Here is a 14065-nt window from a genome sequence, read left to right as displayed (position 1 = left end):
TCCGGACGCTGAATTCCGGCTGCGTCACTTCTTGATCTGCCACGTCCCAGGGCATCGTCGGCGGATGCCGCGGGCGGCGTGGCCGGAAGGGTATCGGTATTTTCAGAAAAAAATGAAACCGCCGCGGGGCTTGATTCGTAAAAAAGGCAGAATGTCAGGAACGTCCTCGGCAAAAAATCGGAGGGGGTAGGAAAGATGACGGTTTTTTACATCGTCCTTGCGATCATATTGGTCCTTTATACGGGCATCATGGTTCCCATTCAATATGCCTATATTTCTTCGATGAACGAGCGGAAAAAGCAAACCGGAAAAAATCACAACGAGTTGTTCGATGATATGAGTTTTGAAGAACAGCAGCTCCATTATAATCTCCAGTCCAGCTGGTGGAATTGGCTCCCCGCCATCATCGCCACTTGGATTTAAAAATGGCGCCACAAAACAGGCTGAAGAAGGGGTTGGAAGATCATTTTCAACGGGTCTGCCGATCTACGGCGTACACAAAGGGATCGAGACGTTCCAGTTGAAGGTCAGTTTCAACGGGTCTGTCCCCGTCCGTCGCTCCGCTTGCCGCCCTTGCCTAAGGAAGCGGAAACAGGATCCTTTTCGACCGGTCTGCCTAAACCTGCCCTTTGTCATTAATACGCAACATCCCCGGATTGGATAACAGGGGAATCCGCGGATCTTCCGGCTTTCAGAATCCGTCGGCCTTTGCGCGGGGAGCGGAAAGGAAAGGCGGGATCATTCTTTAACCGGCCGGCATTTGGACGGGGAAACGGGAGGCTTGCCGGGGATGTCCCGTCTTCTCTTGGATTTTCGCCGATGCGGGCGGATGCATAATAGAAGCGGATGCCAATCGTTGAAAAGCGCGGATGCCCCTTTCACAAGGAATGGTATGACCGCCGCCGGCCGCAGAAGTAGCCGAAAGGGGAAAGGGCCTTTTTTTACGGGAACGGGTGGAGCGGACGCCTTCCCCGATCGGAAAAAAATCTGTCCCGGTTCCGTTTGGATCCGGGACAGATTATTTTACCCCCTACTCCTTTTCCCCGCGGGAGGGCCGCGGTTTTTCCTTCCATCTTCCCGCTTTTTTCGCGGCCTCCCGCAGCAGGTATTCGATATGGCCGTTCACGCTTCGGAATTCATCCTGTGCCCAACGCTCGAGAATGGCATAAAGTTCCGGGTCAAGGCGCAGCGGAAAATTTTTTTTCTTCGGCATGTTTATTCACGACCGTTGCCAATTAATACAGGCTTCCCGCATTGATGACTGGTTGGGCACCCCGGTCGGAAATGATCGCGACAAGCAAGTTGTTCACCATGTTCACTTTTCTTTCTTCATCCAATTCCACCGTTCCGCTTTCCTGCAGTTGCTGCACCGCCATTTGCGCCATGGATACGGCGCCGCTGACAATTTTTTGCCTGGCGGACAGGATGGCCGCCGCCTGCTGCCGCTGCAGCATGGCGCTGGCGATTTCCGTCGAGTAGGCCAGATGGGTCAGACGGGCCTCGATGACTTCGACGCCTGCCACATTTAACCGTTCCTGCAAATTCTTGGTCAGTTCTGAAGAAATTTCTTCCGGATTTCCCCTCAGGGTGATCTCTTCATCTTCGAAGGCATCATAGGGATATTTGGTGGCCACGTGGCGGATGGCCGTTTCGCTTTGGATCTCCACGAACTGTTCATAATCCTCCACATCGAACCGTGCCTTGGCCGAATCGACGACTTTGAAGACGACCACGGCCGCGATTTCGATCGGATTCCCCAACACGTCATTCACTTTCAGCTTGTTGCTGTTGAAGTTTCGCACCCGAAGGGAGATCGTGTCGCGGACCGTCAATGGCACCGTTAAAAACAGGCCGCTTTCCCGGATCGACCCCAAATATTTTCCGAAGAAGATGACGACCTTCGCCTGATTCGGCTGGACGATGGTGATGCCCGTCGCCAGGACCGCGGCGACAAGGAAGATAATGACGGCAAGGATCCACTGTTGTTTCCAGGCCAGAAAGGCGGCGGATCCGATCAGGAGGACAAGGATGAGGATGCCGAGATAACCGTTCATCGACCAGGCTCTGGTTTCTTTCATAAAATCACTCCAATATTAATTTTATATTATTATGATATCATATTTCAGAACATTTTTCAATTTCGGTTGCCTTCCGAACGGCCATTTTTTGTCGAAGGGGTGCCATGGGAGAACCCGGATGCGAGCCTATTGAATTTATTTTCGGATTGGGAAGCATTCGAGGACAGGGTCAAGCCGTTTCGGAATGCGAGCCCATTGAATTTATTTTCGGATTCTTTGATCGGGCTTTGCGGTCTCGGGCCGCGACGTTTTTCCACTCTTTTTGATCGGGTGGCAGCCATGGAAGGAGGCCTGCCTTTCCGATAAGCGTTCGGATCAGACGCTTTCTTTTTTTGCCCGTTGGAATGGTCCCGCGCCGCCGATCGGATCATCGTCCATCCTTTGCCGGGGCGGGAGGGTCCGAATATTTTTATCCGGGGAAATTATCCGCACAAAAGTGAATTCGCTTGAAAGGCAAGAGGGTTCAAATGTTTTTATCCGGTTCCATTGCCATATGGCATGATATTGAAATGTCCAATCTTGACCGCCGACTGTTCAACACGGGGAAAATTTGTCCCGCATTCTTGTTTTTCCGATCCGTACCGGACGGTTCCAAATTCAAAGAAAAATGCCCAAGATTTTGGCGAATCGTCCGATAGAAAGTCCCGTTTGTTCAATATTTGGGGCAAAACGTTCAACATTTGTTCCGGTTTGCCGGGCCGATCGTCCATCATCTCAACCGGATCGTTCAACATCCGGATAAAAATGTCCAATATCCCAGGGAATGTCCAACATTTTCAAATGTATGTTCAACACGAAAAAAAATTTGTCCAACATAAAGGAAAAAATAACCAACATTTTGGAAAAAACGTTTATCATCGCGAAAAAAACGTCCATCATCACGGAAAAAATGTCCATCATCGCAACCGGTGTCCAACATCCGAACCGTTTTGTCCAAAATCATGGCCCTGATGGACGGATGCCGGATCGGTTTTTTCCTCCCTTGCGAGGCCGAATTGGGCTCCGATGGCCCAATTGACCTTTTCGGAACGGCCCGAAAAAATCAAAACCTAACAACGCGGGGATGCGCTGTTAGGAAGTTTAGAATTCGTTTTTCCATCGTCATGCACGGCCCGGCGGTCACCCGCAACGTGAACCCCGGTCGTTTTGAACGGATGGAGTTGGCCGGGGCTCGCAAGGATGACGGGACCGGCCGGATGGCGGATCCGGTTTTCCTTTCTTGGGCCGGTCCATCGCTTCGTCATTTGCCGTCCGATTCCGCCTCCAAAAGGCCGTATTTCCTTTTCATCCGGAGAAGGATTTTCATCCAGCTGTTGGAAAAGACCGCAAGAAAAAATACGTTGGATAAGGCGTGGGCCAAATCGAAGAAAAAGCTTGCCCCGTAAATGGCGGCAATCCCTTTCCAGTTCCAATGGTCCAGGACGGTGAGGATGACCCACAGGTTCATCAGCCAGTTAAAGGCGAAGCCGGAAAGGAAACCGAACAGGCCCCTGCCGAAGGAGTTTTTTATAAAAAATGAGGACCGGAGAAGTCCGCTGATCCATCCGATCATCCCCCAGCCGTACATCTGCCACGGGGTCCACGGTCCCTGTCCGAGGAAGATGTTGGAAACCAGGGCGGCCAAAGCCCCCACCGCAAATCCGCTTTCCGCTCCGAAAACGGCCCCGGTCAGGATCACGACGAAGGTGGTCGGTTGAACGCTGGGAAGCGAAGCGAACGGAACCCGGGAAAGGGCGGCCACCGCTCCCAATACCGCGAGGATGACGATTTCCCTTCCGATCATCTTTTTCCATTCAAAGCGGATCATGAGGGGCAGGAAACTGGCCGCCATCAGGCACAGGCTGACGGACAAATAATGTTTCTGGATGAAGAGGGGAAAGGCGAGCAGCAGGGCGATGAACAGGATGAGGAAGGCCGCCGGCCAGGCGTAGGCCCGCCTTTTTCTTTTTGGGGTCTTTACGGAATCGTCCATTTTTTTCTCGCCTCCCCGATCGAGATCACTTCCGGTACATGGCTGTTCCTTGTCAGGCGACTGATTGCGGTCGTATAAAAGGAATTTCCCTTAAAAAACTGTTCCGTCGGGGAAGCGGCGGCGATCCGGCCGGCGAACATCATGGCGCATCGCGTGGCGCAGACTGCGGCGAATTCGATGTCATGGGTGACGAGGACGACCGTCGTCCCCTCCTTCCGCAGCGCCTTTAATAGATCGGCGAATTCCCTTTTCATCTCCGGGTCCATCCCCTTTGTCGGTTCATCCAGCAGAAGCAGCCGCGGGGAAGGAAGGAGCAAGGCGGCAAGGGCCGCTTTCTGCAGCTCGCCGCCGCTCACATCATAAGGATGGCGGTCCATGACGTGCCGGATGCGGAAAAATTCCGCCAGTTCCTCCGCCCTTTCCTTTCCGGCCTCGATCCGGAACCGCCCGGCGACGGCGGCCAATTCTCCGCCGATCGTGTCGCGGATAAAGAGAAGTTTCGGATTTTGCGGCAGATAGGCGATTTCCTCCGGCTGCGGCCGCGCCAATTTTTTTCCCCGATAGAAGATGCGCCCCCTTTGCACCGGAAGAAGGCCGGCCATGGCCTTGAGCAATGTGGATTTGCCCGTCCCGTTGGCCCCGACGATCGCCAGGAGCTCCCCTTCAAAGACGGTCAGGGAAAGGCGGTCAAGCACTTTCCTTTCGTCCTTCCCGTAGCGGAATTCCGCCGCCTTCACTTCCAACAGAGGCTGCTCCTTGTCCTTTTTTCCGGAATCCTCCTTTTCGGGATCGGCGGCCCCGACGGTGTATTGCCCGAGCCGCCTTTTTCCTTCCTTTACCGACAGGGGGAGATCCTCCGGATCCGGATCGGGGAAAAATTCCAAAAAGAGCCGGGGAACTGCCGGCAAGAAGGCGCGGACCGCCTTTTCCTCCCTTTTTTCCATCCGGCAGAGGGCCCTTTTCGGTGGTTCGTCCAATAGGAGCTTTCCCCTTTCCAAAAACAGGACCCGGTCTGCCAAGGGGAACACCTCGTCCAGGCGGTGTTCCGCCAGCAAAACCGTCAAGCCGAACTCCTCGTTCATCCGTTTGATGATATGCAAAAAATCCTTCGTGGCCACCGGATCCAATTGGGCCGTCGGTTCGTCCAGGAGCAGGACATCCGGCCCCATCAGCAGGACGGAGGCCAGATTGATCAGCTGTTTTTGGCCGCCGGAGAGGTGATGGATTTCCTTGTCCAGGAGCGGGTGGATCCCGAAAAAATGGGCCATTTCCGCCACGCGCTTTCGCATCTCATCCGTTTCCATCCCCATGTTTTCCAAACCGAAGACGAGTTCGTCCAGCACATGGTCCATGACGATCTGGTTTTCCGGATCCTGGAAGACGAACCCGATTTTTTTGGCCGCCAACATTTTATCCGTCCGTTCCAAAGGTTTGCCCCGGAACAAAATCTCCCCTTCCCGCCTTCCGTGCGGGGCGATCTCCCTTTTAAACAGCCTCAGCAGCGTCGATTTTCCGCTCCCCGAAGGCCCCAGAAGGAGGACGAACTCCCCGGGGTTCACGGCGAAGGAGATGTCTTCCAAGGCGCACCGGTCCCCGTCGGGATAGGAAAATGTCAAATTTTTCGCCTCCAGTATCGCCATGCCGCCGCCTCCTTTCCTTCCGCAATGAGCGGGAAGCCGATCAACAGCGCAAAAAAGGAAAAAAACACCCATTCCCTTCCGTACAACAGGACCGGTTCTAGACCCGGGAAAAGGGTGAGCAAGCCGTCCCCCAGATACCATCCGGCAACGGTTGCGGCGGACAAAGCCAACAAAAAAACGATGGCGGCAAAATCGCCGGGCCGGAAGGAATAGGGGGTGTATTTGCTCCGTTTCCCCAGTCCGTATCCCCTGGCGAGCATGGAATCGGCCGTTTGGATCCCGTCTTCCAGCGACCAGGTCAGCAGGATTTGGGTCAGGAGCATTCCGTGTTTCATCCGCTGCCGGAGCGGGCCGGCGGCGATGCCCATCCCCCTTCCCCTCTGGACCATCCCGATTTCGTCCAGCCTCCGTTTAAACAGGGGGACGAACCGCACCGCCAGCATGGCAAGCAGGGCCCATTTCGGCAGCCATTTGGAAAACAAAAACAAAAATTTTCTCCCGTCGATCACCAGATGGAAAGTGGAAAAAAGGGCCAAAAGGGAGAAGAGGGTGAGGCCGTTCATGGCGCCCTGAAGGACCGCTTCCAAGGTGACGGGATTTTGAAAGACATAAAACAGGATGACGCTGCCCCGGTGGTTGAAAAGGGGGGTCAGAATCAGGAGGGAGAGGGTGAACAGGGCAAAAAGGGCGCCCCAGCCTTTCAGCGTCCTCCCCCTGTCCAAAACCAGGTTGACCGCCGTCAAAATCAGGCCGGAAAAGAACAAAAAAAAGGGATGCTGACAGATCATGATGGCGGTAAAAGCGAAGACGTAGTACAACAGGGCGGCGAATGGATGAAGGGAGCGGAAACCGTCAGCCATCCGGCCTCACCTTTTTTTGAAAAGAGAAAATCTTATTCCGCATTTTCCGAAAGGGGGAATGCCTGCAGGAAACCATGGTGTCACCCGATTTCTTTCTCATTTGCCGGTTTGGGGAACATCTTCACCGGCTCAATTTTTTGTGAAATCCTTCGTGTAGAACCATACAATTTCGTCTCCGTTTTTCACGGGCTCGCTGCCCGCCCCCCGGTTCACGATGACCCCGTTCTTTTTGTACAGCCAGCCGCTCAGCGGCCCGTAGTCAAATTCATATAATCCATGGATGCCTTCCATGTACGCGCTCGCGCCCGAACCGCTCGCTTCGTATGGGATGTTTTTTTCCTTGAGAATTCGTATCGTGGCGGTAAAGACCGTATCCTTTGAACCGATCCCGATTTTCGAAGGCGGAAGAAAGACCTTCGTTTTGCCGTGTTCGTCAAGCCCGATCACGGATACGGTTACCGCCGGTTCGGGCCGGGATGCGGGTGATGCGGCGCCGGTTCCCGATTTTTTGCCCGGGGATGTGCCGGAAGCCGTCTGCCCGGAACGGCCGGCCTCCTGGACGGTTTTCTTTGCCGCCTTTTCCCCGTTTTTCCCCGGATTATCGGGGTTTTTCTCCGGATGATCGGAGGCGGCCGTTACCCCGGCCTTTTCCGCCGGATTGCCGCTTGCTCCGGTTCCCGTTTGGTCTCCGGCGGCCGAATCCGCTGCCGGGGCCTTTTCTTTTATGTCCCCGCCGGTATTCCTCCCGGTGGCTGCGGTTTCGGCTTTATCGCCGGCATCCCCGGCTTTTCCGGAACCGGCCGCCTGTTCGGCTTGCCAATCATCGGCCTTGTTTTGCGGCAGCGGACTGTCCTTTTCGCAGCCGGAAGAGAAGATAAATAGAATCAGGGCAACGGCCAGCAGCAAAACCTTTTTGCAAGATGCCAATCTGTCTCCCTCCCCGTGCCCGAACTCGCGGATCGGAAATGGATATCTCAACAACAGGCCCGCCCCGAAAATCAGCCCTTGAACACCTTTTTTCTTTGCAGGAGCAGGGCGGCGGCCAAAACCATCAGCAAAATGCCGGAAAGCAAAACTTCCACATGTCCGGCCGCCGTATCGGGCAAGCGTTTCCCTTCTCCGTCCGCATCGGTTTTTTGATCCGCCGGATTCGGTTCCGCGACGCCGGCGACCGGGACTTTTTCGCCTCCCGCAAACTGAAACACCGAGCCTTCGCCGCTCAAATATTTTTGATAGGCCGCCAGCGCCAGGTAGGCTTGCGCGGTCGACATCGGATTGGACGTTTCATCGGCAGGCAAATGGGCGAATCCCCCGTCCGCCTTTTGGAAATCGAGCAGGCGCCGGACCAGGCTGCCCCCCGGCTTTGTGAACGGTTCTCCCGCCGGGTCCACCCGGTTTGCCGTCAAGCCGATGATGACTTGGGCGATCGATTCGCTTGCTTCCCCGCCGTTTACGGCCTCGTTGAACCCGCCGGTGTCCGCCTGGGCCTTCGACAGCCAGTTGACCGCGGCATCGACGGCGTCTTTGACTTTCTTTTCACCGGTGTAGGGGGAAAGGGCCGCCAGGGCCATGCCCGTCATATCGCTGCTGGGACTGTCGCCGAAGAGGGACCATGCCCCGTTGTCCAGCTGGGCGTCCAAGATCGCGGCGACCAGTTTTTCCCGCGTCCATTTCGCCCTTTCAGGGACCTGATAATCCCCGCTGTCGAGGGCCAGCAGGGCAAAAATCGGTCCGTTGTTCCCTTGTTTCGTCATTCTTTCGTGGTTGGCCAATTTCTCGATCAAGTTGTAGCCGGCGACATCGGCCGCATCTCTCCCGGAAGCCGTCAAGACGAGGATCGCTTTGGCCAGGTCGGTAACGTTCCGGTAGTTCCCACCGTTGGCTGCGGCCTCTTCCGCCGTCTGTTCCGCATAAGTTTCGGGGACAGGCTGATGAAGGGCCTTCAAAGCCAGGATGCCGTACCAATCCAAATTCCGGTTTTTGGCGAAATAGCCGTTTATCCGCTCGATGGCCGTTTGGACTTCCTTCTTCAGGCTTTGGCCCGGCTTGTTTTGATTTCCGCCGCCCGGGTTCGGATCGGCGGGGTTGTCCGCGGGTTTATCGGAACCGCCGTCACCCGGGTTCGTTCCGCTGTCAAAGGGCACCGCCTTTATTTGGAGATGATCCCCTTCTTGCATTTGATAGCTGACAAGACCCTTATCCATGAACTTTCCGTTCATGTACATTTCCCAGTATCCGTTTCCGTCCAGCAAGCCGCCGATATCGTTAATGAAGGTGAGCCATCGGGAATCGACGGAAACATCAAGGGCCACCTTGCGTGCCTTTGCCGCCTGGACGAGGGCGTCATAGGCGGTTCCGCCTTTTACGATTTCCACTTCCGTTTCGGGAATGACTTCCTTCTGATCCGCCGCGACGGCGGACACTTTAACTGTGATCGTTTCCGGAGGATAAGAGGTGATTTTCAGCAAAAGATTGTCCCCGTTTTTCACTTTGTATGAGGAAACGCCAACGTTCGGATCTATGCCGTTGACAAAAAATCCCCAATAATCGCTGCCTTGCGGCTCGACATTTCCCACTTTGGTAATAAAGGCGCCCATTCCATCATAAAGCTGGTATTCCATAGGAATATTTTTCGCTTCGGTGACGGTTCGCAAAACACCGAAGGCCGTCTCTCCTTCAGTAGCTGGAACGGCAACCGTTTCCAATACCGGTGCCTTTTCGTCGTACCCGAGAATGGTGACCGTGACCGCGTTTTGCAAGGTTTCCGCCCGTGCCTGCAGGGCGGACAGGCCGCTTTGGGCGATGAGCAAGAACGTGACGGCGATCATGGCCAAAAACTTTTTCAACGAACGCGCATCCATCAATATCCTCCTCCCGAAGATTTTTCCAATAAAAAAACATCCCTCGGAGGAGATGTCATTTGCATGCCAAAGGGAGCCGTCTGAAATGACGGATCCGCGAAGACGCAAACGCACCCCCTATCCGCGTAGGGTTTACGTCATGAAAAATAGGCAGGTCTCCTGGCTCATGATCATCATTTCCCGGCACCTTCCCGTTTGCGAGGCAAACAGTGGCATCACGCCGGGAAACTCCCATTCACAGTGGCGGGACCGCGTCGGATTTTCACCGAACTTCCCTTTTAATGATTTCCCTCCGGTGCCCCGGCAAGGAAATCAACCTATTTTTCTGACTATTCAATTGACTTTATCTCCATCTTAATCCAGCGAAAAAAGAACGTCAAGACAAAAATGGAAAAGGAAAACCGCGGCCGGCTGATTTCGCCCTTTTTCCGGAAAAGCTTCAGCCGCACCCGGGTCCGCCGGCGCAGAAAAAAATCCGACTCAAGTCCAATCCAAAAGGGAACCCGGGTACATGATCAAAAATTCGAAAAGGGACTATGATGAAGACAAGAAAGGAGGAATGGAAATGGGAGAAGCGATTTTCCTGATCCTTGCCCTGATTTTGGGGATTACGGTTTTGTTTAACCTCGGGCCGATCATCGTTCTGGCGATCACCTTGTCGTTGGCCTATGTGGCTTTCCGGCAATACAAAAAAGCGGGGACGACGGGCAAAAAGATGTTGTGGCTGATCCTGTGCGGCGTCTTCCTCATCGCTTCCGTGACCAACGCGCCCGCCGTGGTCGGGCTGGCCGCCGCAGCCATCCTGTACCTTTTGTACAAAAACCGCAAAGAAAAGAAGGATTCCGCAGGAATCAACGGGAACGGGGACGATCCCTTCGTCCATTTTGAAAAGGAATGGCGGGAGTTAAGCCGTTCCTACAGGCCGAATGAATTTTGAGTATAAAAAAGGAAGGAGAGCAGATTCCTATGGCAAGCGTATTTGAACGGATGAAAAACGTGATTTTGGCCGACATTCACGAAATCCTTGACGAAAAGGAGAAAAAAAACCCGATTGCGATGCTAAACCAGTATTTGCGGGAATGCGAAAAGGAAACGGAAAAGGTCCGGAAACTGGTGGAAAGGCAATATTTGCTGAAGGATGAATTCACCCGCGAATACCACCACGCCCTGGAGATGGCGGAAAAAAGGAAAAAACAATCGGAAATCGCCGAAAGGGCCGGCGAAGCGGAGCTTTTTGAATTCGCCCAAAGCGAACATATGCAGTACGCGGAACGGGCGGCCCGGCTGAAGGAAGCGAAGGAGAAGGCGGAAGAGCAGCTGGTCCAGCTGGAAAGAAAGTACGAGGAATTGAAACATAAGCTGAAGGACATGCAATTGAAGCGCATGGAACTGATGGGCAGGGAAAACATCGCCCGGGCCCAATACCGGATGAACAAATGGCTGGAGGAACCCGCCTATTCCGAAACGGCCTTCCGGCGGTTCGCCGAAATCGAAAGATATTTGGAAAGGCTGGAATACCAGGTGAATTCCGATTACTTCCGGCATACGATCGACGCGAAGATCGCCCAATTGGAAAAAAGGCTGAAAAACGAAGAAAGCCATTAAAAAGGTAAGGAAAAAATGGTATTCTAGAAGGCGTAGTAACCCTTTACTGCGCCTTTCGCCCGTTGGGGAGGGCGCAAGGAATATCTTTCCGAGAAAGGAGGCCCCCCATGCGGAAATACTGGAATGTCGATCAAATCAGCGGGCTGATTCTGCTTGCGGTCGCAGCCCTGGTCATCGAGCTCCTGTTTTTCGACGGGGGGCTTCTCATCAGTCTGGCGGCCGGCTTGGCATGCCTTTATTTCAGCAAAAAACAGCGGGAAGCGGCGGCGAAGAAAGCCTTGTTCCTCATCGGCTGCTTCATTCTCGCCCTTACCGTCGTCAACATGATGACCTTCCGTCTGTTCGTCCTCGGGGTCGTGGGATGGGTCGTTTACCGATATTACCAGTCGAAAAAACATCCGCAAGTGATTGCCCCTCCTTTCCCCGAACATCCGGTGCCGGAACGGAAGGTTTTGAAACGAAAGCCCCTGTTTCAAAACCTTTTGTTCGGCAGCCAACGGACGCCGCGGGAAGTCTACGAGTGGAACGATATTCATCTTTTGCTCGGCATCGGGGACGTGGTGATTGATTTAAGCAATACTTTTTTGCCGAAAGACGCCGTCATTTCCATCCGGGGCTTCGTCGGCAATGTGCAAATCCTCATCCCCTACGAAGTCGAATTTTCCATCCATCATACGGCCGTTTTCAGCCAGGTGCAAATCCTGGATGAAATCGGGGAACGGGTCATCAATGAAGCGATCGAGTATGAAACGGAAGCTTACGGGAGTGCGACGGAAAAAGTGAAGATCTTCACCTCGATGATCGTCGGGAAAGTCGAGGTGAGAAGGGTATGAACCTGTTTTTCCGGCAATTGGCCGCCGGCTTCGCGGTGATCCTGCCGCTCGTTGCGGCCATCAGCACCATTCTGTTCGCCGCCTATCCGTTGGACGACTGGTCCCTATTGTGGAAGAGGGAAGTGTTCGACATCCCGTTCCTCATGTTCCTTCCCCTGTTCAGCATCGGGGCGGCCTTCCTGGCCGCCGTCGGATCGACCCTGTACTGGCGGAAACAGTTCAAGACGATCGAAGATTATTTGCTGGCGGTCGAACACGGGCATGTCCCTTCCAAAAAGGATAAGAAGTTCCTTCAGGAAGTGGCCGATATCTTGTCCGGGATCGAGCAGGTGCAAATGCAGCTCCAGGAACAGACGAAAATCTCCCAAAAATTGGCGAAGGAAAAGGCGGAAGAATTGGATAAACGGATGCAGGAGCTGGTTTTTGAAGAACGGCAGCGCCTGGCGAGGGAACTCCATGATTCCGTCAGCCAGCAATTGTTCGCCGCTTCCATGCTCCTTTCCGCGATCATCGAAGGCGGGAGGGATCCGGAGGAAAATCGGAGGCAGCTAAAACTTGTGGAGAAGACGATCCAGCAGGCCCAATTGGAAATGCGGGCGTTGCTGCTCCATTTGCGTCCGGCGGCATTAAAAGGGAAATCGTTGAAAAAAGGAATCGAGGAACTGCTCGTCGAACTCAGCCAGAAGGTGCCGATCCAGATCCGCTGGAAGGTCGAAGATCTGCAAATCAATCATAAAGGCGTGGAAGATCATCTGTTCCGGATTTTGCAGGAGGCGGTGTCGAACACGCTGAGGCATTCCAAAGCGAGTGCGATGGAAGTGCTCCTCGTGGAACGGGACGGTTTCATTATCCTGCGGGTCACCGATGACGGCGAAGGGTTTGATGTGGACAAAGTGAAGACCGCTTCCTACGGTTTGCAAAATATGAGGGAAAGGGCCCGGGAAATCGGAGGAACATGGAAGATGGTCAGCAGCCCGGGGATGGGGACGAAGCTGGAAGTCCGGGTTCCGATCGTCCATTTGGGGGGTGAAAAGGATGATTAGCGTGTTGCTTGTCGACGATCATGAGATGGTCCGGATCGGCGTATCCGCCTATTTATCGTCACAGCCCGATATTCGGGTCGTCGGCGAGGCGGAAAACGGCAAAAAAGGGGTGGAGATGGCGTTAAAGCTTCGCCCGGATATCATTCTGATGGACCTGGTCATGAAAGAAATGGACGGGATTGAAGCGACGAAGGAAATCATCCGGCACTGGCCGGAAGCGAAGATCATCATCGTGACCAGTTTTATCGACGATGAAAAAATGTTTCCCGCCCTGGAAGCGGGCGCCACCAGCTATCTTTTAAAGACATCGAAGGCGGGCGAAATCGCCGACGCCATCCGTTCCACCTATTACGGCCAAACGGTGCTCGTTCCGGAAGTGGCTGCGAAGATGACGGAAAAGCTCCGCAGCCGCAAAAAAGCCCTCCCCCACGAAGAACTGACGAACCGGGAAATGGAAGTGCTGCTTTTGATGGCCGAAGGAAAATCCAACCAGGAAATTGCGGAGGAATTGTTCATCTCCTTAAAAACGGTCAAGGCCCATGTAAGCAATATTTTGGGCAAATTGGGGGTCCAGGACCGGACCCAGGCGGTAATTTACGCTTTTAAGCATTCCCTGGTGAAAAAATAGAGCCTTCCGGGGAAACGGATAGCTGTATTCCGCGAAAAGGAGGCAAGCCGGGGGAAACATTCGGCTGTTCACCTGCTGTATTTCGTTAAAAAGGCCGCGGGGAAGTCTTCTGGGGGACGGATTCGGCCGTTTGCATGCTTCCGTTCAAAGGGGCAGGAAAGCCGGCCGGGGGAACGGATGTCTGTTCACCCGGGCAGCCGGCGCCACAGGCGGAATTGGGGGATCCGATCAGCTGAATGAATGGCGCATCGAACTTGAACGATCATCCGGCGAAGAAATCGGAGGAATCCCCTCCCCCGACCGGGGGCGGCTTTTCCGATGTTTTTTCCGGGGGTGTGAAGGGAAAAATGATAGCCGTCCCCGTTTCCTGCCGGATTGAAAGCGGGATTCCCATATGGCGGAAGAAAACCGCCGTTTTCCGGTTTTCACGGCTTTTTTGGGGAGCCCGGAAAAATTTATCCGGATCGGGCCTGCCCATCCGGCTTGGAGGTTCCTGCCTGAAATTTTCGGTAAAATTTGTTCAAATATGAACAATTTGGTTTTCG

The 14065-nt window shown here is 54.1% G+C and carries 13 protein-coding genes and 1 riboswitch; of the genes, 6 read left to right on the top strand and 7 right to left on the bottom strand.

Features of this window, described 5'->3' with window-relative positions; translation table 11 throughout:
* Positions 1–195: 195 nt before the first annotated feature.
* Positions 196–423, top strand: coding sequence for a DUF3949 domain-containing protein (locus tag A3EQ_RS0117485; protein ID WP_020156451.1), 228 nt, complete (start codon positions 196–198; stop codon positions 421–423).
* A 607-nt stretch (positions 424–1030) separates the two neighbouring features.
* Here A3EQ_RS0117485 and A3EQ_RS0117480 read toward each other — a convergent pair.
* From A3EQ_RS0117480 to A3EQ_RS21890, 7 genes are all read right to left on the bottom strand, one after another.
* Positions 1031–1213, bottom strand: a complete 183-nt coding sequence (locus A3EQ_RS0117480; RefSeq protein ID WP_020156450.1) for a hypothetical protein — start codon at positions 1211–1213, stop codon at positions 1031–1033.
* A gap of 22 nt (positions 1214–1235) precedes the next feature.
* Positions 1236–2078, bottom strand: coding sequence for an SPFH domain-containing protein (locus tag A3EQ_RS0117475; protein ID WP_020156449.1), 843 nt, complete (start codon positions 2076–2078; stop codon positions 1236–1238).
* Between the two features lie 1240 nt (positions 2079–3318).
* Positions 3319–4050 (bottom strand): ECF transporter S component, encoded by a 732-nt coding sequence (locus tag A3EQ_RS0117445; protein WP_020156443.1) that lies wholly within the window; start codon positions 4048–4050, stop codon positions 3319–3321.
* Positions 4035–5690 (bottom strand): ABC transporter ATP-binding protein, encoded by a 1656-nt coding sequence (locus A3EQ_RS0117440; protein ID WP_020156442.1) that lies wholly within the window; start codon positions 5688–5690, stop codon positions 4035–4037. Before A3EQ_RS0117440 ends, A3EQ_RS0117445 begins: the two co-directional genes overlap by 16 nt.
* A complete protein-coding gene (locus tag A3EQ_RS0117435; RefSeq protein WP_020156441.1) occupies positions 5663–6550 on the bottom strand; it encodes an energy-coupling factor transporter transmembrane component T in 888 nt (295 codons plus the stop codon). Before A3EQ_RS0117435 ends, A3EQ_RS0117440 begins: the two co-directional genes overlap by 28 nt.
* 129 nt (positions 6551–6679) lie before the next feature.
* The gene (locus tag A3EQ_RS21895) at positions 6680–7477 is read right to left on the bottom strand and encodes a DUF4430 domain-containing protein (RefSeq protein WP_020156440.1); all 798 of its coding nucleotides are present in this window, start codon (positions 7475–7477) and stop codon (positions 6680–6682) included.
* A 71-nt stretch (positions 7478–7548) separates the two neighbouring features.
* Complete coding sequence (locus A3EQ_RS21890) at positions 7549–9411, bottom strand: DUF4430 domain-containing protein (RefSeq protein WP_020156439.1); 1863 nt, start codon at positions 9409–9411, stop codon at positions 7549–7551.
* A 132-nt stretch (positions 9412–9543) separates the two neighbouring features.
* A riboswitch (cobalamin riboswitch) is annotated at positions 9544–9747 on the bottom strand.
* Positions 9748–9976: 229 nt separating this feature from the next.
* Between A3EQ_RS21890 and A3EQ_RS0117415 the strand changes: the two genes are divergently transcribed.
* The 5 genes from A3EQ_RS0117415 to A3EQ_RS0117395 all read left to right on the top strand — a co-directional run bounded on the left by A3EQ_RS0117415 (position 9977) and on the right by A3EQ_RS0117395 (position 13520).
* Complete coding sequence (locus tag A3EQ_RS0117415; RefSeq protein WP_026500055.1) at positions 9977–10348, top strand: lmo0954 family membrane protein; 372 nt, start codon at positions 9977–9979, stop codon at positions 10346–10348.
* Between the two features lie 29 nt (positions 10349–10377).
* Positions 10378–11016, top strand: coding sequence for a PspA/IM30 family protein (locus A3EQ_RS0117410; RefSeq protein WP_020156436.1), 639 nt, complete (start codon positions 10378–10380; stop codon positions 11014–11016).
* 107 nt (positions 11017–11123) lie between these two features.
* The gene (liaF, locus tag A3EQ_RS0117405) at positions 11124–11849 is read left to right on the top strand and encodes a cell wall-active antibiotics response protein LiaF (RefSeq protein ID WP_020156435.1); all 726 of its coding nucleotides are present in this window, start codon (positions 11124–11126) and stop codon (positions 11847–11849) included.
* Positions 11846–12892: a sensor histidine kinase gene (locus tag A3EQ_RS0117400; RefSeq protein ID WP_020156434.1), complete on the top strand. Its 1047-nt coding sequence runs from the start codon at positions 11846–11848 to the stop codon at positions 12890–12892. Before liaF ends, A3EQ_RS0117400 begins: the two co-directional genes overlap by 4 nt.
* Complete coding sequence (locus tag A3EQ_RS0117395; RefSeq protein ID WP_026500054.1) at positions 12885–13520, top strand: response regulator transcription factor; 636 nt, start codon at positions 12885–12887, stop codon at positions 13518–13520. Before A3EQ_RS0117400 ends, A3EQ_RS0117395 begins: the two co-directional genes overlap by 8 nt.
* Positions 13521–14065 lie beyond the last annotated feature (545 nt).

Source organism: Caldibacillus debilis DSM 16016 (assembly GCF_000383875.1).
Lineage (GTDB): Bacteria > Bacillota > Bacilli > Bacillales > Caldibacillaceae > Caldibacillus > Caldibacillus debilis.
This window is presented reverse-complemented; position numbering and strand designations above follow the sequence as displayed.

Coding starts and splice junctions, on each gene's coding strand:
- A3EQ_RS0117400 (WP_020156434.1), top strand. CDS start 11,846: ATGAACCTGTTTTTCCGGCAATTGGCCGCCGGCTTCGCGGTGATCCTG.
- A3EQ_RS21890 (WP_020156439.1), bottom strand. CDS start 9,411: ATGGATGCGCGTTCGTTGAAAAAGTTTTTGGCCATGATCGCCGTCACG.
- A3EQ_RS0117480 (WP_020156450.1), bottom strand. CDS start 1,213: ATGCCGAAGAAAAAAAATTTTCCGCTGCGCCTTGACCCGGAACTTTAT.
- A3EQ_RS0117485 (WP_020156451.1), top strand. CDS start 196: ATGACGGTTTTTTACATCGTCCTTGCGATCATATTGGTCCTTTATACG.
- A3EQ_RS0117445 (WP_020156443.1), bottom strand. CDS start 4,050: ATGGACGATTCCGTAAAGACCCCAAAAAGAAAAAGGCGGGCCTACGCC.
- A3EQ_RS0117440 (WP_020156442.1), bottom strand. CDS start 5,690: ATGGCGATACTGGAGGCGAAAAATTTGACATTTTCCTATCCCGACGGG.
- A3EQ_RS0117435 (WP_020156441.1), bottom strand. CDS start 6,550: ATGGCTGACGGTTTCCGCTCCCTTCATCCATTCGCCGCCCTGTTGTAC.
- A3EQ_RS0117395 (WP_026500054.1), top strand. CDS start 12,885: ATGATTAGCGTGTTGCTTGTCGACGATCATGAGATGGTCCGGATCGGC.
- A3EQ_RS0117415 (WP_026500055.1), top strand. CDS start 9,977: ATGGGAGAAGCGATTTTCCTGATCCTTGCCCTGATTTTGGGGATTACG.
- liaF (WP_020156435.1), top strand. CDS start 11,124: ATGCGGAAATACTGGAATGTCGATCAAATCAGCGGGCTGATTCTGCTT.
- A3EQ_RS0117410 (WP_020156436.1), top strand. CDS start 10,378: ATGGCAAGCGTATTTGAACGGATGAAAAACGTGATTTTGGCCGACATT.
- A3EQ_RS0117475 (WP_020156449.1), bottom strand. CDS start 2,078: ATGAAAGAAACCAGAGCCTGGTCGATGAACGGTTATCTCGGCATCCTC.